Consider the following 17,923-nt stretch of genomic DNA (forward strand, 5'->3'; position numbering starts at 1 on the left):
AGAATGCCATGGAAACCCGCCGCATTACCGTACTTTCCGCCGGACTCGGCGTCCCGTCGTCGAGCCGCTTGCTGGCTGACCAGCTGGCCGCCTCCGCTGAGCGGCAAATGCGCGCGGCAGGGTACGACGCCAAAATTGACGTTGTTGAACTGCGCGACCTCGCAGTGGACATCGCCAACAACTTCGTCACCGGCTATGCTGCGCCCCGCCTCGCGGACGTGATTGCCGGCGTCGAGGATTCCGATGCCATCATCGCAGTCAGCCCCGTCTTCAGCGCTTCGTACAGTGGTCTGTTCAAGTCGTTTATCGACGTCCTGGATCCCAAGTCACTGGACGGCAAGGCCGTTCTGCTGGGTGCCACGGGCGGCACCGACCGCCACCAGATGGTCCTCGACCACGCCATGCGTCCGCTGTTCAGCTACCTGCGCACCCGGATTGCGGCCACCGGCGTCTTCGCGGGGCCACAGGACTGGGGAAACACCGACGACGGCGGCTCGCCCCTTTCGTCGCGAGTGGACCGGGCCGCGGGTGAACTCGTGCAGCTGCTCAGCGGCCCTCAGCCGCGCCGCAAGAACGACTCGCTTGAGTCCCTGCCGTTCGAGCAGCTCCTGGCAGGGATTTCAGCGGGCCGGTAGTCCCTGACCACGCGTGGCTAATCCCGGTCCGTGGTATGCCCGAACTTATTGCCCGGTCCAATCGTTGGGGCAAACATGAAGTGTCCTGTGGATTCCATTGACCTGGTGATGAGCGAACGAAGCGGCGTGGAGATCGACTACTGCCCGCAGTGCAGGGGTGTGTGGCTGGATCGTGGGGAGCTGGACAAGATCATTGATCGCGTCGCAGCGGAAACCATCCCGGCTCCGGCCCGGCCCGCCGTCGCGCCGGCCCAACCGCCTATTGCGCCGCCGCCCATCTACAATCCCTTTGAGTCGCGGCCCCAGCAGCCGCGGTACGACGATAGGGACAGGCGCGACTACGACCGGAGGGACAACGATCGCCGCGACGGCTACGATCGCGACCAGTACGGCCGTAAGCGCAAGAAGAAGGAAGGTTTCCTGGGCGACTTGTTCGATTTCTAGTAGCTAGTCGTCCAAGAGCTCAATGAATTCGCGGGCCTGCTTGATGTTGATGTCTGAGTGGCGCGTCAAAGCAAGCGCCGCGCCCTCTACGTCACCGCTCTTTGCCAGCGTCCGGATTCGGCCGTAGATCTCGTCGTTGAGCATGTTGCTGCTCACTTCCCGGGTGACGTCGCCCTTGCTGACGATTGCCCTGTACCTGTAGGGGAAGCGTTCGGGTTCATCGTCGTCGTCGGCCAGCAAGTCTTTGGGCGGAGCCTCCGGCGTGAACGGCTGGGGGTGCGCCGCCAGCGCGCCCACGGCGTTTCGCGACGCCCGCAGGCCTTCGCCTGTCGCCTGCAGGTAAAGCTTGATAGCCGCCATGCCCTGGCCCTGCGCGATCAGCGAGTAGAGCTGTCGGTGCTGTTCCTGGTTGAGCTTGGCCGCGGATTCCTTGGCGAGTTCCACCGGATCCTTGGGGGCATTCGCCACTGCAAGATCGGCCTTGCTTTCGGCGGAGCGCTTGGTGAACGAACGAATGAGTAAAAGCACTCCCGCAATGACCGCGATGAGGATCAGGAGCGGGATGAGGATGGAATCCATGGCGTTGTCAGAGCCGATCTACGTAGTTCTTGGCGGTAAGTAAATCCGAGTGGGTGGCCTGGCGCAGGACTTTGATGGCCTCGATCTTTTTCCCGCTCCGGACCAGGTTCTGTAGCTCGAAGGCGAGCTGCGGGTTCAATTGACCATTTGGAAGTACGGCGGGCTGCTGTCCCGTTTGGCTCCCAGGGCGCCCGGTCTGGGCTTGGATGGGGGTCCTGGCGTTCTCGGCCTGTTCCCTTTGGCTGGCCACATTCTGGCTCGGTTTGGTGGTGGCTTCGATTCGGGCGCGGAGGGCCAGCGCTTCCTGCACTTGGGACGCTTGGTGCGCAGCGGAACGTGCTGCTAGTTCACGCTGATACTTCTCTGCATCCGAGAGGCCCGTGTCGCGCGGTTTGAAGGCCGCAGTGAGCGCCCACAGCAGGCCCACGAGGACAAGAAGCGGAAGGACAATCGTCAGTACGTCACCAAAGTTCATCCCCATGCTTAGAGCTTATGCCAGAAGTTGGTTATCCACAGCACATTCCACTTCCGGCATAGGCTTCTGAGAGAGCTGTGTCAAATTAAGGCCGCATTTGTTAGATGCATCACAATTTCGGCATGTTTAGCATGATTTACCCCGCCCGTAGGACCCGGCGGCGCGGGGCTTCTGTGGATTAGTTCCGCCCAAATCTTTCTTGGGTCCACAGCGTGTGAAGAGTGTTTCCGCAGGTCAGAGGCTATTTTCTCCTAAAAGAATTTCTCTATCCACAGGGTAACGCACAGTCTGTGCACAACGTGGAGCTTGTATTCCACAGGTTTTCCACAGGGGGTATCAGGCTCCTGCTGTAACGTGTCTGAAGTGCCCATTTTGGGCATGAATATCCCGCGCTGGGTTTCCTGGGCTCCCGTAATGGCACTGCTTGTGGCGGGTCCACGGAACCGATTGTGGATAACTTGTGGATATGGCTATTTTGTCGGACCTCCCTGCCATCGTGGGATGCGTCAGGCGGACCCAATAGCCACACTGCGCTTTACGGGCCGCCAGGGCATTACACCCCTGCAGCGGTACATAAATGGAGGACGGCTTTGTCAGTTACGCACTTGGACTCAATCGAGGGCTCACGCGCTTCGGACTCGAGCCGGAAACCTCCCCAGGACATACCTGCTGAACAGTCGGTGCTCGGCGGCATGATGCTGTCCAAGGACGCCATTGCCGATGTTGTCGAAATCGTCCGTGGGCACGACTTCTATCGTCCAGCGCACGAGACCATCTATGAGTCCATCATTGATCTCTACGGCCGCGGCGAACCCGCCGACGCCGTCACAGTCTCAGATGAGTTGACCAAGCGTGGTGAGATCAACCGGATCGGCGGTCCCGCTTACCTCCACGAGCTCATCCAGACTGTCCCCACGGCGGCCAACGCCGGCTACTATGCCGAGATCGTAGCGGAACGCGCAGTGCTGCGCCGACTGGTCAACGCCGGCACCAAGATTGTCCAGATGGGCTACGGCCAGGACGGGGAAGTGGAAGACCTCGTCAATCAGGCCCAGGCCGAGGTGTACGCGGTAGCTGAGAAGCGTACTGCGGAGGACTACGTGGCGTTGAAGGACGTCATGGAATCCACCGTGGATGAAATTGAAGCGTCCGGACACCGTGGCGAAGGCATGACGGGCGTTCCTACCGGTTTCTACGAGCTGGACGAGTTGACGCACGGACTCCACCCCGGCCAGATGATTGTTATCGCGGCCCGTCCTGCCGTGGGTAAGTCCACATTCGCACTGGACTTTGCCCGGTCTGCGGCCATCAAGAACAATTTGGCCACCGTCATGTTCTCCTTGGAAATGGGCCGGAACGAGATCGCCATGCGTCTTCTCTCCGCAGAAGCGACCATTGGCTTGCAGGATTTGCGCAAGGGCACCATCAAGGACGAACAATGGTCCAAGATCGCCACCACCATGGGCCGCATGAACGACGCTCCGCTGTTTATTGACGACAGCCCCAACATGTCCCTCATGGAAATCCGTGCCAAATGCCGCCGCTTGAAGCAGCAGCACGACCTCAAACTCGTCATCCTCGACTACCTCCAGCTCATGAGCTCCGGTAAAAAAGTTGAATCACGCCAGCAGGAAGTCTCTGAGTTCTCCCGTGCCCTCAAGTTGCTTGCCAAGGAGCTGCAGGTTCCCGTCATCGCACTGTCACAGCTGAACCGTGGTTCCGAGCAGCGCCAGGACAAGCGACCCATGGTGTCCGACCTCCGTGAATCCGGCTCAATCGAGCAGGACGCCGACATGGTCATCCTGCTCCACCGCGAAGATGTCTACGACAAGGAATCGCCCCGCGCCGGGGAGGCAGACATTCTGATCGCCAAGCACCGTAACGGTCCCACCAAGGACATTGTGGTTGCCTTCCAGGGCCACTACTCACGCTTTGCCAACATGGCGGGCGAAACAGGTGCCGGGGGAGGCGGGTTCTAGGAACCCGCAGGAAAACACCCTCCCACGGACAATTCACCCGCGCGTTCGGGGGTGAATTGTCCGTAAGAGGGTGTTCGCAGCGACGATGTTGCCGGAATAAGGCCGGGGTATAGGGTAAAGCTTCATGGCGTTGAGACTTGTTCAGGTGAATTTCAAAGCACGGGATGATTCAACTCTCGGGCAGTTTTGGGCTGAGGCTCTCGGCTGGGGGGTCTCCAGCGAGGGACCCGGTGTGACCAACGTTGAGCCCCTGGGTTTCACTTGGCCGGACCCGTCAGCTGTCTGCGTTGACGTAGTGACAGTTCCGGACCCGGAAACAGTCAAATATCGCGCGCACCTCGATCTCGCTACCACTTCCGCGGCTCATCAAAAGGAGCTGGTGGCGCGGCTCAAAGAGCTCGGCGCTACACCGGCCGATGTAGGCCAGGGAGATGTCCCCTGGACGGTCTTGGCGGATCCCGAGGGTAACCTGTTCTGCGTTCTGGAGCCCCGTCCGATCTACCAGGACACAGGTCCCATCGCCACTGTGGTGGTCAACTGCACCGATCCGCGGGCCATGGCCGACTTCTGGAGTGGGGCGATGGACTGGACCCTGCACGAAGTGAACGACGACCATGCGAGGCTGCGTTCGTCCGAGGGGGTCGGGCCATATTTGGAGCTGCTTCGCACGCCGGACCCTGACACGCTGCCGAACCGCATCCATCTCGACCTAATGCCGTATCCCGGTGATGATCAAGCCGCTGAAGTAGCCCGGCTACATACACTGGGCGCGGCTAACATCGACATCGGCCAAGGCGATGTGCCGTGGCGTTGCCTCACGGACCCTGAAGGCAACGAGTTCTGCGTCCTGACGCCTGGCTGACAGGAGGCCTCGTAACCCGGCCGCGTCAAGCGGCTGTTAGCTGCCTGACGCCTTCAACAGGTGATCAGGCAGCCGGTTTCCCGGTGCCCGCCCGCGGATTTCCAAGAGTTCACGGGCGTGTGCGTGCAGCTTCCTATCCTCCTCGGAAACTGGCACCCACGAGGGAATCGGTACGGCAGTCCCGGTTTCGTCGCGCGCCACCATCACAGTGAGGCAATAGGTGGTCAGACTCATTTCGCGGGTCTTGGGATCACCGGAGCGTACGTGGACTGCGATGTGCATGCCCTTGGCCCCGGTGTAGACGAGGCGCGCCTCTACTTCGACGACGTGGCCAATCAGCAGGGGCCGGTAGAAACGGACGCCCCCGGAGAACACGGCCACGGTGTCCTTGCCGCAGTATCTGGAGGCGCAAACGTACGCTGCCTCGTCGATCCACTTCATCACGATGCCACCGTGGACCTTGCCGCCCCAGTTGACGTCAGTGGGGGACGCCATGAACCGTAGGACAACACGCTCGGCGGTTCCGGCGTCGGTATATTCCTGGGCGTTCATGGCGTTGACGATCTGCTCGCGGACCTCGATGCGCGCCAGCGCGTGGTCCCGTGCCTCCACTTCTGAAGGCGTGGACGGCTCAAACTGGGGAACAGGAATCGGCTTGCCGTCGGGTCCAACGGCCACGAAGATCACCATGCACTGGCTATGCATCGTCTCCGGCCCGCCCTTGGGATCGCGGGAGCTGACCACCGTGTGGATGTGCATCGAAGAGCGGCCGGTGTAGACGATGGTGGAGGTCACTTCCACCATGTCGCCGCTGTTCACGGGATCCGTGAAGTGGATGTTGCCCACGTACGCGGTGACGCAGTACGACTTCGACCAGCCAACTGCTGCTGCGTACGCGGCTTTATCCACCCACTCCAGGACGGTGCCGGCGTCGACTGACCCGCTGTGGCCTACGTCCATGGGAGCCGCGAGGAAGCGGAGGGTCACTGAATTGGCGGCATCATCGCTCATGCTTGGAATCTTACTGTCGCCAAGTTTCTGTTACGTGACTAAGTCCGATTACCGGCGCTGGATGCCGAGGGTGGCGATCAGGTCCTCATGGAGTTCGAACCAGACCCGGTGGAAGGAATCCCGGTCGGTAGCTGTTAGCCAGGCTGTGTCCCGGACAGCGTTCTTGAGTGCCCCCAGCAGGCGCTCGGAGTAGCCCTCGAACCGAGGCAACAAACCGCTCACCTGTGCTTCGAGTAGACGCCAGGACGCCAAGGCGCCTATCAGGACGTCCATGGCGTCTTCACCCGCCGGAGATTGCAGCTGAATGGCGCTGCAGGCACCCACGACACCGGTGTTGATGTCTGTGAAATTGTCATGCACCGTCAACACCGCGTCCCGTGCATCGGCGTGGTCCAGTTCATCGGCCAGCAGCCGCTCGTTCTCAATTCTCCCGAGACTCGACAGTGACCAACCGCTGGTCCCCGCGAAGGTGCTGTGTGAAACAAAGCCGTTCACGCCGGCGTCGATGAGCTGGGACTCTACCAAACCGGGGTCTTGCGAGAAGCGGGCCGCCACCGCTTGGGTATCAGCGAAGCCGAGGAGGCGGACCGCATGCAAGGTGAGGAGCGTCATTTGGTATCCATCAGGGTCACTGTTCCCCGGGACCCGTCAATGGCCAGGGGCCCTCCGTCAGCGAGAAGGTTCAGCGCGTCCCGTACACCCAGTACGGCGGGGATCCCGAACTCCCGTGCAACTATCGCGGCGTGCGACAACATTCCGCCGCTCTCGGTGACCACAGCTGAAGCCATTCCGAACAGAGGCGTCCACGCGGGATCAGTAGTACGGCATACCAGAACCTCGCCGGACTGGAAGTGGGTGAACTCGTCGGGACCGTGAATGAGCCGGGCATTGCCTCGGGCTGTACCAGTGCTGGCGCCGACGCCGGTGAGGATGGTCATCATCAGGCTATTTCTACTACAGAAAACACTGCCCGGGCACCTCTTGCTGAAGTGGCCGTGTGCCCAGCTGGGACACCGCAGTCGGGACGCTCTTTCACATCCCGGCCCCTAAACTCCGAGCCCTCTCTCACTTTCCTGGAGAAAGTGAGAGAGGGCTCGGCTGAAGGGCTTGTTAGGTGCGAGAGCGTTGGGGGGTGGCGCTACGCGAGGACGCGGAGTTTCGATCCCGAGCGGCCGAACAGTGCGGCGTCGGCAGAAAGCTTGCCCGCACCGGCCAGTGCCAGGGCCAAAGCTGCGCCTGCGAAGAGCAGTACAAGCTCGTATCCGCCGTTGCCGACAAAAACGCCGGCCGGAGCGTGCACCAGGAACAGTGCACCGAGCATGTTGACGGCCAGCAAGGCTGCAAAGACGCGGGTCAGGATGCCGATGATCAGGGCAAGGCCACCCACGAGTTCAAGGGTTGCCACGATCGGTGCTACTGCCGATGCGGCCGGGACTCCCATCTGGGTGAACGAGGCCTGGGTTCCGGCGATAGTGAATTCGTTGAACTTCTGCCAACCGTGCGCGGCGAAGAGAAATCCTGCGATGACGCGCAGGATGGTCAGGGCTGTGGTGGTCAAGCTGGACTTGTTCATACCTTCAACCATTCCTCAGGAAGGTTGAAGTGTCAACTAAATAAGGCGGTTTATGACCTATATCCCAGCTACCGGGCTTGCATCCGGCGCCTGCTGCGTGGCTTCGCCTGGAGCCACGGCTGCAGCAGTCGGGTAGTGATCGGCAGGAAGAGGTAGGTCATCAGCGGCGTCAGGATCACGATATTCAGCAGCACCGCGAATACCAGCGGCCAGTCCTGAGTCAATGGGTGCAACAGGAAGTTGGCCAACAGGCTGAGCGGGAAGAATGGCAGGAAAATGCTGATGGCCTGCTTCCAGCGAGGCGGCACAATTGTTTCGGGCACAACCACCGAAACGTCTCCGGGCCGCGAGAACCATCCTTCGATCCCCGTGTGGCGCTCCACCCGGGTGGTCTCCATCATGTCCCTGGCACTATCGATCCACCAGCGACGCTCCTCGGAGTCCTCCCACGCCTGCAGTGAATCGGCGTCTGCGAAGCGGTAAAGCATGTGCCATTCAGTAGAGTCCACCCCATTGCGTACCCACCCGGATCCCAGATATCCAGGCCATTCGCGGGCGAGTTCCTGTCCGGCGTGGGCCCAGGCATTGGCCTGCCGGGTATAGCCGGGAAGGATGGTGCGGGCGACGGAAACGGTGACGGGATGCTCATGTGACACGGCCCAAATGTACCCGGCCTGCGGCGGACTAGGCTTGTTTAGTGCCTCAAACCACAACCGCCCCCGCCCGCTCCAACGCCCGCGAGATCCTGCGCCTGGCCGTCCCGGCTTTCGGTGCGCTCATCGCCGAGCCCCTGTTCCTGCTGGCTGACTCTGCCATTGTGGGGCACCTGGGCGTCGATCAGCTTGCCGGTGTGGGACTTGCGTCCACCATCCTGCACACCGCTGTGGGGTTGATGGTCTTCCTGGCGTATTCGACGACGCCGGCAGTCGCGCGAGCGATCGGTGACGGTAAGTTGGGGAAGGCTTTGGCAGCAGGGCGCGACGGCGTCTGGCTGGCGCTGCTGCTCGGGTTGGCGCTCGCTGTGGTCGGCTTCGTGGCGGCCGAACCGTTGGTTGGCTTCATGGGGGCGACCGGAGAGGTTCAGCAATTCGCCGTCGACTATCTGAGATGGTCTATGCCCGGGTTGGCCGCGATGCTCCTCATCTTCGCCGGCACGGGAGTTCTTCGCGGGCTCCAGGACACTCGGACGCCGCTAGTTGTGGCGACTGCGGGCTTCGCCCTGAATATTGCCCTCAACCTGTTCCTCGTCTATGGGTTGAACATGTCCGTGGCGGGTTCGGCCATCGGTACCAGCATCGCGCAGTGGGCCATGGCAGCCGTGTATCTGGTGATGGTCAGCCGGAATGCGCGGCAACACGGGGTGTCCCTGAGGCCCGACTGGCATGGCGTCCGGGCCATGACCAAGGTGGGCTCGTGGCTCATGCTGCGTACGCTGAGCCTCCGCCTCGCCATCCTGGCGACCGTTTTAGTGGTGACCGCCCAGGGTGCCGTAAACCTGGCCGCCCACCAGCTTGCCATGACCATTTTCTCGTTCCTTGCCTTTGCCCTGGACGCGCTGGCGATCGCCGCACAGGCCCTGATCGGCAAGGAACTTGGCGCCCGGAACGCCCAACGCGTCCGTGAATTGACCCGCACCATGATTCGCTGGGGCCTCGGATTCGGCGTGATCACCGGCGTGCTCCTGGCGATCGCGGCCCCGTGGGCCGGCTATCTCTTCACGTCCGACTCCGGCGTCCGATCAGCCCTGACCATCGCCCTTTGGGTCCTCGCGGTGGGACAGCCACTTGCCGGTTACGTCTTCGTCCTGGACGGTGTCCTTATCGGCGCAGGCGACGCACGCTATCTGGCGATTGCCGGCGTCGTAAACCTGGTGGTCTACTTGCCGTTGCTGGTGGCAATCCACCAAACAAAGCCCGACGGCGAAGCTGGGCTGCTGTGGTTGTGGGCCGCGTTTGCCTTGGGCTACATGCTGGCCCGGGGTGTGACTTTGGGGCTGCGCGCACGGACCGATCGGTGGATGGTGCTGGGTTCGCACTAAACTGGACGGGTGACTCTCCCAGCGACTCCTCCCCAGACTCCTTCTGCTCCCGCGGACGGACTCTGGAAACCCGTGCTGATCCGTGCCACGGTTGCACTGGTGTTCGGCGCGGTCACCATCTTCTGGGCTTCGCCGTCCGTGCACGTCCTGGCGTGGGCTGTGGGGCTGTATTTGCTCGCGACTGCAGCTGCTGTGTGGATGTCCCGGGCTCTGCCAATGGCTGTTCCACTGGTTGTTGCGCTCGGAGGCATCGGCGCATTGGTCACGCAGTCTGACCAGGGCGTTGCCCTCGCGGCCATGTTTGCGCTGCTGGTGCTGGGCCTCCTTGAGCTCGTCCATGGTCTGCGGAAGCGGGACGTGTTGGCGCGTGATTGGCTCATTTCGGGTGTAATCGCCGTAGGCACTGCCGTGATGCTGCCGTTCTTTACTTCGCTGGGCGCACATGCGCTGCTGGGCGTGGCTGGTGGTGGGGCCATCATTTCCGGCGTGCTGTGGATCCTCTCCGGTTTGACGCTACGGCACGATGCCAGGAACGGGGCAGACGGCCCTTCCCGGAACACTGCGCCCGGCGCTTCGCCTGAGGCCGTAAACTAGTAGCTGGACGTTCTACTCTTTGTAGAACTTTTGCAGACCGGCGGATACGAACCGCCATCATTGGAGGAATGATCGTGGCAGACCAGACACCAGGAGAACCGCGCAAGATGCGGACCTCGGTCAAGGGACCCCTCATGTTCTCCGCGTTCTTTGCAGTACTGGCCTTCGTTGCCGTGCTCATCTTCGCCTCCGGCGGTAGCGCTCGCGCGCCACGCTTCGACCTCGCTTTCACGGGTGCAGGCATCGCATTCATCGTGAGCCTCGTTGTGGCGGCCATGCTGTCCATGAGCCACAAGGAGAATGCCGACCACCTCGGCAAGGGCTCCGGCGTCAACCTCAGCTCCAAGCGTCCCGGCCACGGCCGCCCGGGTGCCCCGGATTCCGAGACTGAAACGCCCGACGCCGGCCACTAACCTTCCCGGTTCGGCACTCCACTGCCGTGCAGCGCGCCTTGAGCGGACGTGTGCTGACTAGTTCCTGGTATTGCGACGGTTCCGGACGAACAGGAGTCCTGCGCCGACGACCAGGAGTGCTCCGGCTGCGTAGGGCGGTGCCGTTCACGTTGACCTTCTGGAGCGTCATTTCGCCCCACTTGGTCACGTGCCTGCGGGATTCAACGCGATGCCTGGGGTATTACTCGCCTTCGGCGGCCTTCCTGGCGCGGTATGCAGCGACGTGGGCTCGGTTAGCGCAGTTTCCTGTGTCGCAGTAGAGCTTGGAGCGGTTGCGGCTGAGGTCCAGCACGACGGCGTCGCAATCGTCCGCGGCGCACACCCGCATGCGGTCCATTTCCTTGCTTCGGATGACGTCGATGATGGCCATGGCAGCTTCGGTTCCCATTCGGTCCGACAGTGGAGCTTCCGGGGTGGTGGCGTGGAGGTGCCAGTCCCAGTGGTCATGTTTCACGAGTTGAGGGAGAGCCTTGGCGTCGGCAAGCAGCTTGTTGACGGACTTTGCGGCTGTGTCCTCGTCAGCGCTCCAGAGTGCCGCCAATTCGCTGCGCAGGCGCTTAATGCTGCTCAGTTCCGCTGGAGTGTTCACCCGTGAGCCGGTGAACTCTTCGGCGTCCAGGAAGGAGTCGAGATCCTCCACGGTCACCAGTAATTCCCCGCCATTTGCGGCCGTGTTGATCAGATTGACGACGCTACGAAGGGCAACCACGGTGTCAGGCGCAAAAAGCACTTTGACTCCTTACATGTTTCGAGAGTACTGTCATGACCATAAGCCCACTTTACTCCTGACAGGAGGCTGCTGTGTCAGCTCCAACGACGAAGGCTGATGCAAAGAGTTTCCTGGCATCAGGACTCGGCATCGCACTCTTTTCTTCCGCTGTTTTCGGCACGTCCGGCTCGTTTGCCAAGTCGATGCTTGAAACCGGCTGGTCACCCGGCGCCGCTGTTGCCGTGCGCCTCACTGGTGCCGCACTGATATTGGTGATCCCCGCCGTCGTGGTACTCCGCGGCCGGTGGCACCAACTCAAGGACAACTGGCTCACCATCCTGCTGTTCGGGCTCATCGGAGTTGCAGGGTGCCAGCTCTTTTACTTCAATGCCGTGGCCCGCTTGTCCGTGGGCGTAGCACTGCTGCTTGAGTATCTGGCCCCGGTGATGATTGTCCTGTGGCTCTGGATCGCCAGCCGACGGCGGCCGCGCGCGCTCACTGCTTCCGGCGCCCTGTTGTCCCTGGGCGGACTGGTCCTGGTGCTGGATCTGACGGGTGCTGTGAAGGTGGACTTTATTGGAGTCCTTTGGGGTATGGCCGCCGCCGTCTGCCTGGTGATCTACTTCTTCATCACTGCCGAGGAGAATGACAGCCTCCCTCCGCTGGTGCTCGCTTCAGGTGGGCTCTTGGTGGGCGCCCTGGTCATGTGGCTCGTGGGACTGCTGGGGCTGCTGCCGATGACCTTCAGCACCGACGACACTACGCTGGGGCCGTGGACCACTCCGTGGTGGGTTTCCGCCGTCGGGCTCATCATTCTGGCCACCGTGCTCGCGTACGTTTCCGGCATCATGGCTGCCCGCAGCCTGGGTTCCAAAGTGGCGTCCTTTGTGTCCCTCACCGAAGTGCTGTTTGCGGTGGTTTGGGCCTGGCTGCTCCTGGGTGAACTGCCCGGCCCCATTCAGCTGCTGGGCGGCCTCCTCATTGTGGGCGGCGTGGTCCTGGTCCGGGTCGATGAGCTGCGGGGAGATCGTAGGGCGGACATTACTGCCCACGAAGCGGCCCGCGTTCTGGATCACCCGAACGACGTGGAACCCGTCCCCTCCGGTCATGTCGCCAAGGCGCCCCGCAACTAAACTGCCCACAACAGCGAAAACCCCGGACGCCGATGCGTCCGGGGTTTTCCCAACTGTCTTAGTTGGAAGCCTGCTGCTGCTGCTCAGCGTTCTTCTGAGCGCGATCGCCGGCTTCGCGAAGTGCGTCGGCAACCTTCTTCAGGTTGGAAGCGTGCTGGCTGTCCCATTCGCCGCGGAACTTGTCAGCGTCCGGGCCCTTCCAGTCGGTGCCGTCAAGTGCACCCTTGAGCTGTGAACGCTGCTGCTCGATGTTCTCGGCACCGGCCTTCAGCTTGTTACCGAGCTGACGAAGCTGATCAACATCTGCACCCCAAATAGCCATGAGATTCTCCTTCATTTTTTCGGACCCGAGCTCTTCGGCATCCCCAGCGGCCTCCGGCTCATCCGGAAGATCCAATAGCTAAAACCTATCCCGGGAATCCAAAAACCGTCGATGGGCACCCCTCCCCATGTAGCACTGCCCATAGTTAGCATGGGGTTATGTGCCGCAATATCAGGACCCTGCATAACTTCGAACCGCACGCTACGAGCGCCGAAGTGGAGGCCGCTGCCCTGCAATACGTGCGCAAAATCAGCGGTTCCACCAAGCCCTCCAAAGCCAACGAGGAAGCCTTCGCGGAGGCTGTCCACGAGATCGCGCACATTACGCAGCATCTCCTGGACTCCTTGGTGAGCCACGGCCCGGCAAAGAACCGTGACGAGGAAGCCGCCAAGGCGAAGGCCCGGGCCGCGGTCCGTTTCGGAGCCGCGTAGCCCGGGCCACCACCGCCCCTCAGTGGGGTCTACTTCCCGAACGAGCGCAGTCTCAGCGAGTTCGCAACTACCAGCACCGAGCTGGCTGCCATTGCTGCGCCCGCGATCATCGGGTTCAGGAATCCAAGCGCTGCCACCGGGATGCCAATCGCGTTGTAGAAGAACGCCCAGAAGAGGTTGGTCTTGATGGTGGACAGAGTCTTGCGGGATAGCTCGATTGCCTGCACCAGCTGACCCAGATCACTACCCATCACGGTCAGGTCCGAAGCTTCGATGGCAACGTCCGTTCCAGAACCCATCGCTATACCGAGGTCCGATTGCGCCAGGGCTGCGGCGTCGTTGACACCATCGCCGGCCATGGCAACCGTGGCGCCGGACGCCTGGAGCTTCCGGACCGCCTCAACTTTGCCCTCCGGCAGTACGCCGGCGAACACGTCTTCCGGTGAAATCCCGACGGCTGCAGCCACTTGGGCGGCTACTGCGGCATTATCGCCGGTCAGCAGGATGGGGCGGATACCCAAGTCCTTCAACTTCTGTATCGCTGCTGCGGAGCCGGGCTTGATGGTGTCGCTCAGGCTAACGATTCCTGCGGCCTTGCCGTCCACTGCAACCCAGATGGCTGTTGAGCCTCCGTTTTCTTCTGCCGTCAAGGCTTCCCGTTGGTTCGAATCGAGCGTAATGCCGTTGTCCTCGAGCCAGCCCGAGCGTCCGACAACCACGGTCTTTGATGCGCCGTCCACTGTAACGGTTCCCCTCACGCCGCCGCCGGGAGCGGAACTGAAGCCATCAACACGAGGGAGGGTGCCGGCGTCGGGCATGGCGTCCTTTGCCGCAGCGGCAATCGCATGGGCGATCGGATGCTCAGAGGCTGATTCAACAGCGCCCGCCAGTGTTAGGACGGTGGCCGGGGCGTAGCCATTGAGGCCCACAGTGTGGTCCACGGCGAGCTTGCCGCTGGTCACAGTGCCCGTCTTGTCCAGCAGGATGGTATCCACATGGCGGGTGTCCTCAAGGACCTGCGGGCCCTTGATGAGGATGCCCAGTTGAGCTCCGCGGCCCGTCCCCGTCAGCAGCCCGACGGGAGTTGCCAGGCCCAAAGCACAGGGGCAGGCGATCACCAGGACGGCAACAGCTGCCGTGAAGGCCGCGTTGAGGTCGCCCGAGAAGAACAGCCAAAGGATGAACGTGAGCAGGGCAATGACCAGCACGATCGGAACGAAGACGGAGCTGATCCTGTCCGCGAGCCGCGCAATGGGTGCCTTGCCCGTCTGTGCTTGGCTGACCAGGCGCCCCATCTGAGCGAGCGTGGTATCGGAGCCCACGCGGGTGGCCCGGACCAGTAAACGACCGGAGGTATTGATCGTGGCGCCCGTCACCAGGCTGCCCGGTCCAACCTCCACCGGCACCGATTCGCCAGTAACCAATGAGGCGTCGACGGCGGATGCACCGTCCGTGACCACGCCGTCGGTGGCAATTTTCTCGCCGGGGCGGACAATGATGACGTCATCTACGAGGAGCTGATCCGCCGGGATCTTCTGTTCCATGCCATCCACGAGAATCGTTGCATCCTTGGCTCCCAGGTTCAGCAGCGCCTTGAGCGCGTTGCCGGCTTTGGCCTTGGCGTTCGCTTCAAGGTAGCGGCCCAGAAGCAGGAACGTTGTGACCACCGCGGCAACCTCGAAGTACAAGCCGCCGCCGGACATGTTTTCCATGCCAGGGTGTTCAGTCATGCGGGGATCCACCAAGAGTTGCCATGCCGAGTAGAGGTAGGCAGCGATGACGCCAATGGAGACGAGCGTGTCCATGGTGGAGGCGAAGTGCCGGGCATTGATAGCGGCTGCCCTGTGGAACGGCCAGGCCGCCCAGCTCACCACCGGTAGGGCCATCGCACCCACAACCCATCCCCAGTTGGTGAACTGCAAGGCGGGGATCATCGAGATCGCGAACACCGGAATGGTGAGGAGCGCCGCGACGATCAGGCGTGGGCGAAGGGTTGAGGCAGCCGGGCCGTGTGCCATGTGGTCTTCGTGCTCGCCGTGCTCGCCGTGGTCGGCTTGGGCGGCGCCGTGCTCTGCATGCTCGGTCGTGCCTCCCTGAGACGCATGCTGCTGCACGCCGCCGGCTTCGCCGCGTGGCATCGTTACAGCGGCGCCACGTTCGTGGGTTTGTTTGGTGGAGGTGTGTCCGTGGGCCGCGGGGGCTTGGCGGACCGTGGCTTTGTAGCCCGTCGCGTTGACGGTGTCCACAATCTGCTGATCTGTCACGGTTGCCGGGACTGTGACGTGGGCTGATTCGAGGGGAAGGTTGACGCTGGCCTCCACGCCTTCGAGCTTGCCCAGTTTTCGTTCCACTCGATTGACGCACGAGGCGCAGGTCATGCCCTCAATGTCCAGTTCGATGACCCTGTGTGCGGGTTGGTTGAAAGTCTCCTGGCTACTCAAGAGGACTCCTAAGCTTCGTTGGCTACCACCAGGTAGCCGGCTTCTGCCACGGCCTCGCCAATTTCAGACGGCGAGAGCTCCTTGGTTGATGTGATGGTCACGGTGGACAGGCCACCGGGATTGAGATTCACGGCCACGTCTTCGACGCCGCTGAGTGACTCCAGTTCTTCGCTAACGCTGGAGACACAGTGGCCGCAGGTCATACCCGAAACGTTGACGTTGGTGTGGATGGTCTGGCTCATGGCGCTCTCCTTGGTGATGAGTTGAATGGTGTGGTGATTGTTGGCGGAATTACCGCAGCAGGCGCCCGATGGCATCGGTGGCCTCCTTTACTTTGGCGTCGATCTGTTCGGCGCGGGCTTCGGGGTCGGGCTCGGAGGCGGCACCCACCACGCAGTGGCCGATGTGCTCTTCTACGAGTCCCAGGCTGACTGCATGCAGGGCCTTGGTGGCAGCTGCTACCTGGGTGAGGATGTCGATGCAGTATTTGTCGTCCTCCACCATCCGCGCGATACCGCGGACTTGCCCTTCAATCCGTTTCAAGCGTTTGAGGTACGCGTCCTTGTTGCTGGTGTACCCGTGGGGTGCGGGGTGCTCCGGATCCATGTCGATGATGGGTGCATCCGGATGGCTCATGCTCAGGTCTGGCGTGCTCATAAGTCGAAGCTATACCCATAGGGGGTATCCAGTCAAGTACCCCCTGGGGGTATCTGCGGAAACGTAAGCCTTTGCCCCGCGCGGTCGCCGGGAAAGCAAAGGACTAGACCAAACTGGGTAGTAGGTATAGACCAAATTGCTCAAAAATTGGATTCTTGTTTTGCAATGCAAACCTTTTGGCAAATGTGCTTCCGCCCACACCGGCCCGTTCATAGTGTTTGGTCTCATAGCCGCGGAGGGGGAAATCCCGCGGAACCCGACTTTCTCCTTGGAGGACACTTGAAACTCGCACGCTCCGCAGCGGCCATAGCCATCGCAGCGCTCGCCTTGACCGCTTGCGCTCCGCCCACCTCAAACAACGCAGCCTCCAGTTCGGACGAGCAGACCGGCACTGTCCGCGTCTGGCTCTTTTCCGAGGTCAACCAGGATCCCAAGTCTGCGGTGGTCAAGGAAGCCGTTGCTGAATTCGAAGCGGCACACAGCGGCGCCAAGATCGATGTCCAGTACATTCCCGTCGACAGCCGCGCCGAGCGATTCAAGGCGGCCTTCAACGATCCTTCCAGCGCGCCGGACGTAGCTGAGTTCGGTAACACCGACCTTGCGAGCTACGTGGCGTCCGGCGGACTGGCCGACGTCACCGAGGACATCAAGACCTGGGACGAGGCCAAGGACCTGGATGGGAAAATCCTGGATACCACTGAGATCGACGGCAAAAACTACGGTGTCCCGTGGTTCGTTGGCGTTCGCGCCCTCTACTACCGCACGGACCTCCTGCAGCAGCTCGGCCTCGAGGTTCCCAAGACCTTGGATGAGGTAGAAACCGTTGCCCGTGCCGTCCGGGCAGCGAACCCGGACCTGCTGGGCATCTCCGTGGGTGGCGCAGCGCAGTTCTCGGCCATGCCTTACCTGTGGGCCAACGGCGGTGAGATCGCCACGAAGGAAGGCGAGACGTTCGTTTCCGGACTGGACTCCGCTGAGTCGCGGGAAGGCGTCGCCGCCTACACGCGACTCCTCAAGGACGACATCTGCCCGGCCCAAACCTGCGCGGAGTTCGGTGGAAATGCCAGTGTCCAGCAGTTCATTGCAGGTAAATCGGCCATGACCATCGGCGGCGACTTCAACTACAAGGCGGTCGCGGCCAGCGCCATCAAGGACAAGTTCGCCGTGGTTCCCGTTCCCGGTAAGACTGCCGGCTCCATCGCACCGGCCTTCGCCGGCGGTAACAACCTGGGTGTCTTCAACAGCAGCGAACGCCGTACCCTCGCCGCCGACTTCGTGAAGTTGCTGGCCAGCAAGAAGTACCAGCAGAAGATGTTCGATTCCATGGGCAACCTCCCCACCTTCAGCGACGTGCAGAAGACCGTTGCGGAGAACAACAAGCAGGTGGAACCGTTCATCAACACCCTCGGCTCCGGCACCAAGTTCGTCCCTGTCACTGAAAGCTGGTCAACCATCGACGCCCAGGGCGTGTTCACCGGCATGTACCAGAAGGTGGTCACGGGCAAGGCCGACGTCAACGCCGCAACTACCGAGGCTGCAGCGGCTATGAACACGGCATTCGGGTCCAAGTAATGCGCTGCGGCCCATC

22 protein-coding genes and 1 pseudogene are annotated in these 17,923 nt (G+C 61.9%); 10 read left to right on the forward strand and 13 right to left on the reverse strand.

Going from position 1 to position 17,923, the window contains the following annotated elements; genetic code table 11:
• Positions 1 to 8: 8 nt before the first annotated feature.
• Positions 9 to 635 (forward strand): FMN reductase, encoded by a 627-nt coding sequence (locus A477_RS0101540; RefSeq protein ID WP_026005282.1) that lies wholly within the window; start codon positions 9 to 11, stop codon positions 633 to 635.
• Between the two features lie 87 nt (positions 636 to 722).
• Positions 723 to 1,079: a zf-TFIIB domain-containing protein gene (locus A477_RS0101545; RefSeq protein WP_017197287.1), complete on the forward strand. Its 357-nt coding sequence runs from the start codon at positions 723 to 725 to the stop codon at positions 1,077 to 1,079.
• Between the two features lie 3 nt (positions 1,080 to 1,082).
• Here the strand turns inward: A477_RS0101545 and A477_RS0101550 are convergent, their stop codons facing one another.
• Together A477_RS0101550 and A477_RS0101555 are read right to left on the reverse strand one after the other, a co-directional pair.
• Positions 1,083 to 1,658, reverse strand: coding sequence for a hypothetical protein (locus tag A477_RS0101550; RefSeq protein WP_017197288.1), 576 nt, complete (start codon positions 1,656 to 1,658; stop codon positions 1,083 to 1,085).
• 7 nt (positions 1,659 to 1,665) lie between these two features.
• Positions 1,666 to 2,133: a hypothetical protein gene (locus A477_RS0101555; RefSeq protein ID WP_017197289.1), complete on the reverse strand. Its 468-nt coding sequence runs from the start codon at positions 2,131 to 2,133 to the stop codon at positions 1,666 to 1,668.
• Positions 2,134 to 2,723: 590 nt separating this feature from the next.
• Here A477_RS0101555 and dnaB point away from each other — a divergent pair.
• Together dnaB and A477_RS0101565 are read left to right on the forward strand one after the other, a co-directional pair.
• Entirely contained in the window at positions 2,724 to 4,112 is a 1,389-nt protein-coding gene (gene dnaB / locus A477_RS0101560; protein ID WP_017197290.1) for a replicative DNA helicase, read from the forward strand.
• Positions 4,113 to 4,236: 124 nt separating this feature from the next.
• Positions 4,237 to 4,974, forward strand: coding sequence for a VOC family protein (locus A477_RS0101565; protein ID WP_017197291.1), 738 nt, complete (start codon positions 4,237 to 4,239; stop codon positions 4,972 to 4,974).
• Positions 4,975 to 5,010: 36 nt separating this feature from the next.
• Here the strand turns inward: A477_RS0101565 and A477_RS0101570 are convergent, their stop codons facing one another.
• The 5 genes from A477_RS0101570 to A477_RS0101590 form a co-directional block, all read right to left on the reverse strand.
• Entirely contained in the window at positions 5,011 to 5,985 is a 975-nt protein-coding gene (locus A477_RS0101570) for an acyl-CoA thioesterase (protein ID WP_017197292.1), read from the reverse strand.
• A 48-nt stretch (positions 5,986 to 6,033) separates the two neighbouring features.
• Entirely contained in the window at positions 6,034 to 6,597 is a 564-nt protein-coding gene (locus A477_RS0101575) for a hypothetical protein (protein WP_017197293.1), read from the reverse strand.
• Positions 6,594 to 6,926 (reverse strand): PEP-utilizing enzyme, encoded by a 333-nt coding sequence (locus A477_RS0101580; protein WP_017197294.1) that lies wholly within the window; start codon positions 6,924 to 6,926, stop codon positions 6,594 to 6,596. The genes A477_RS0101575 and A477_RS0101580 overlap by 4 nt, the downstream gene beginning before the upstream one ends.
• A gap of 197 nt (positions 6,927 to 7,123) precedes the next feature.
• Complete coding sequence (locus A477_RS0101585; protein WP_017197295.1) at positions 7,124 to 7,558, reverse strand: DoxX family protein; 435 nt, start codon at positions 7,556 to 7,558, stop codon at positions 7,124 to 7,126.
• A gap of 68 nt (positions 7,559 to 7,626) precedes the next feature.
• Entirely contained in the window at positions 7,627 to 8,214 is a 588-nt protein-coding gene (locus A477_RS0101590) for an antibiotic biosynthesis monooxygenase (protein WP_017197296.1), read from the reverse strand.
• Between the two features lie 41 nt (positions 8,215 to 8,255).
• On the opposite strand from A477_RS0101590, the gene A477_RS0101595 reads away from it, so the two are divergent.
• The 3 genes from A477_RS0101595 (at position 8,256) to A477_RS0101605 (ending at position 10,603) form a co-directional block, all read left to right on the forward strand.
• The gene (locus A477_RS0101595) at positions 8,256 to 9,596 is read left to right on the forward strand and encodes an MATE family efflux transporter (RefSeq protein WP_017197297.1); all 1,341 of its coding nucleotides are present in this window, start codon (positions 8,256 to 8,258) and stop codon (positions 9,594 to 9,596) included.
• A 9-nt stretch (positions 9,597 to 9,605) separates the two neighbouring features.
• A complete protein-coding gene (locus tag A477_RS0101600; protein WP_026005283.1) occupies positions 9,606 to 10,190 on the forward strand; it encodes a DUF308 domain-containing protein in 585 nt (194 codons plus the stop codon).
• A gap of 68 nt (positions 10,191 to 10,258) precedes the next feature.
• Complete coding sequence (locus tag A477_RS0101605) at positions 10,259 to 10,603, forward strand: hypothetical protein (RefSeq protein WP_017197299.1); 345 nt, start codon at positions 10,259 to 10,261, stop codon at positions 10,601 to 10,603.
• 57 nt (positions 10,604 to 10,660) lie between these two features.
• Here A477_RS0101605 and A477_RS23935 read toward each other — a convergent pair.
• Positions 10,661 to 10,729: pseudogene (locus A477_RS23935) on the reverse strand (LPXTG cell wall anchor domain-containing protein); the annotation flags it as partial.
• Positions 10,730 to 10,823: 94 nt separating this feature from the next.
• Positions 10,824 to 11,372 carry a CGNR zinc finger domain-containing protein gene (locus A477_RS0101610; RefSeq protein WP_017197300.1) on the reverse strand — a complete coding sequence of 183 codons (549 nt, stop codon included), beginning with the start codon at positions 11,370 to 11,372 and terminating at the stop codon, positions 10,824 to 10,826.
• A 71-nt stretch (positions 11,373 to 11,443) separates the two neighbouring features.
• Here A477_RS0101610 and A477_RS0101615 point away from each other — a divergent pair, with 71 nt between their 5' ends.
• On the forward strand, positions 11,444 to 12,484 hold the full coding sequence (locus tag A477_RS0101615) for an EamA family transporter (RefSeq protein WP_017197301.1): 1,041 nt from the start codon (positions 11,444 to 11,446) through the stop codon (positions 12,482 to 12,484).
• A gap of 58 nt (positions 12,485 to 12,542) precedes the next feature.
• On the opposite strand, the gene A477_RS0101620 is transcribed toward A477_RS0101615, so the two are convergent.
• Positions 12,543 to 12,806 carry a WXG100 family type VII secretion target gene (locus tag A477_RS0101620; RefSeq protein ID WP_011776688.1) on the reverse strand — a complete coding sequence of 88 codons (264 nt, stop codon included), beginning with the start codon at positions 12,804 to 12,806 and terminating at the stop codon, positions 12,543 to 12,545.
• A gap of 158 nt (positions 12,807 to 12,964) precedes the next feature.
• On the opposite strand from A477_RS0101620, the gene A477_RS0101625 reads away from it, so the two are divergent.
• Positions 12,965 to 13,237 carry a DUF2277 domain-containing protein gene (locus tag A477_RS0101625; protein WP_017197303.1) on the forward strand — a complete coding sequence of 91 codons (273 nt, stop codon included), beginning with the start codon at positions 12,965 to 12,967 and terminating at the stop codon, positions 13,235 to 13,237.
• A gap of 29 nt (positions 13,238 to 13,266) precedes the next feature.
• Here A477_RS0101625 and A477_RS0101630 read toward each other — a convergent pair whose 3' ends face one another.
• Genes A477_RS0101630 through A477_RS0101640 form a run of 3 tightly spaced genes read right to left on the reverse strand, consistent with a single transcriptional unit; the run spans position 13,267 to position 16,335 of the window.
• Positions 13,267 to 15,678, reverse strand: coding sequence for a heavy metal translocating P-type ATPase (locus tag A477_RS0101630; RefSeq protein WP_017197304.1), 2,412 nt, complete (start codon positions 15,676 to 15,678; stop codon positions 13,267 to 13,269).
• Between the two features lie 8 nt (positions 15,679 to 15,686).
• The gene (locus A477_RS0101635; RefSeq protein WP_026005284.1) at positions 15,687 to 15,920 is read right to left on the reverse strand and encodes a heavy-metal-associated domain-containing protein; all 234 of its coding nucleotides are present in this window, start codon (positions 15,918 to 15,920) and stop codon (positions 15,687 to 15,689) included.
• A gap of 49 nt (positions 15,921 to 15,969) precedes the next feature.
• Positions 15,970 to 16,335 carry a metal-sensitive transcriptional regulator gene (locus A477_RS0101640; protein ID WP_017197306.1) on the reverse strand — a complete coding sequence of 122 codons (366 nt, stop codon included), beginning with the start codon at positions 16,333 to 16,335 and terminating at the stop codon, positions 15,970 to 15,972.
• Positions 16,336 to 16,614: 279 nt separating this feature from the next.
• Between A477_RS0101640 and A477_RS0101645 the strand changes: the two genes are divergently transcribed.
• Positions 16,615 to 17,907 (forward strand): extracellular solute-binding protein, encoded by a 1,293-nt coding sequence (locus tag A477_RS0101645; RefSeq protein WP_017197307.1) that lies wholly within the window; start codon positions 16,615 to 16,617, stop codon positions 17,905 to 17,907.
• Positions 17,908 to 17,923: the final 16 nt, after the last annotated feature.

This window comes from Arthrobacter sp. M2012083 (assembly GCF_000281065.1).
GTDB lineage: Bacteria > Actinomycetota > Actinomycetes > Actinomycetales > Micrococcaceae > Arthrobacter.

Bases quoted from the DNA above. Each gene is read 5' to 3' on its own strand.
- A477_RS0101550 (WP_017197288.1), bottom strand. From the start codon at position 1,658: ATGGATTCCATCCTCATCCCGCTCCTGATCCTCATCGCGGTCATTGCG.
- A477_RS0101605 (WP_017197299.1), top strand. From the start codon at position 10,259: ATGATCGTGGCAGACCAGACACCAGGAGAACCGCGCAAGATGCGGACC.
- A477_RS0101640 (WP_017197306.1), bottom strand. From the start codon at position 16,335: ATGAGCACGCCAGACCTGAGCATGAGCCATCCGGATGCACCCATCATC.
- A477_RS0101585 (WP_017197295.1), bottom strand. From the start codon at position 7,558: ATGAACAAGTCCAGCTTGACCACCACAGCCCTGACCATCCTGCGCGTC.
- A477_RS0101625 (WP_017197303.1), top strand. From the start codon at position 12,965: ATGTGCCGCAATATCAGGACCCTGCATAACTTCGAACCGCACGCTACG.
- A477_RS0101570 (WP_017197292.1), bottom strand. From the start codon at position 5,985: ATGAGCGATGATGCCGCCAATTCAGTGACCCTCCGCTTCCTCGCGGCT.
- A477_RS0101565 (WP_017197291.1), top strand. From the start codon at position 4,237: ATGGCGTTGAGACTTGTTCAGGTGAATTTCAAAGCACGGGATGATTCA.
- A477_RS0101540 (WP_026005282.1), top strand. From the start codon at position 9: ATGGAAACCCGCCGCATTACCGTACTTTCCGCCGGACTCGGCGTCCCG.
- A477_RS0101635 (WP_026005284.1), bottom strand. From the start codon at position 15,920: ATGAGCCAGACCATCCACACCAACGTCAACGTTTCGGGTATGACCTGC.
- A477_RS0101620 (WP_011776688.1), bottom strand. From the start codon at position 12,806: ATGGCTATTTGGGGTGCAGATGTTGATCAGCTTCGTCAGCTCGGTAAC.
- A477_RS0101575 (WP_017197293.1), bottom strand. From the start codon at position 6,597: ATGACGCTCCTCACCTTGCATGCGGTCCGCCTCCTCGGCTTCGCTGAT.
- A477_RS0101555 (WP_017197289.1), bottom strand. From the start codon at position 2,133: ATGAACTTTGGTGACGTACTGACGATTGTCCTTCCGCTTCTTGTCCTC.
- A477_RS0101580 (WP_017197294.1), bottom strand. From the start codon at position 6,926: ATGATGACCATCCTCACCGGCGTCGGCGCCAGCACTGGTACAGCCCGA.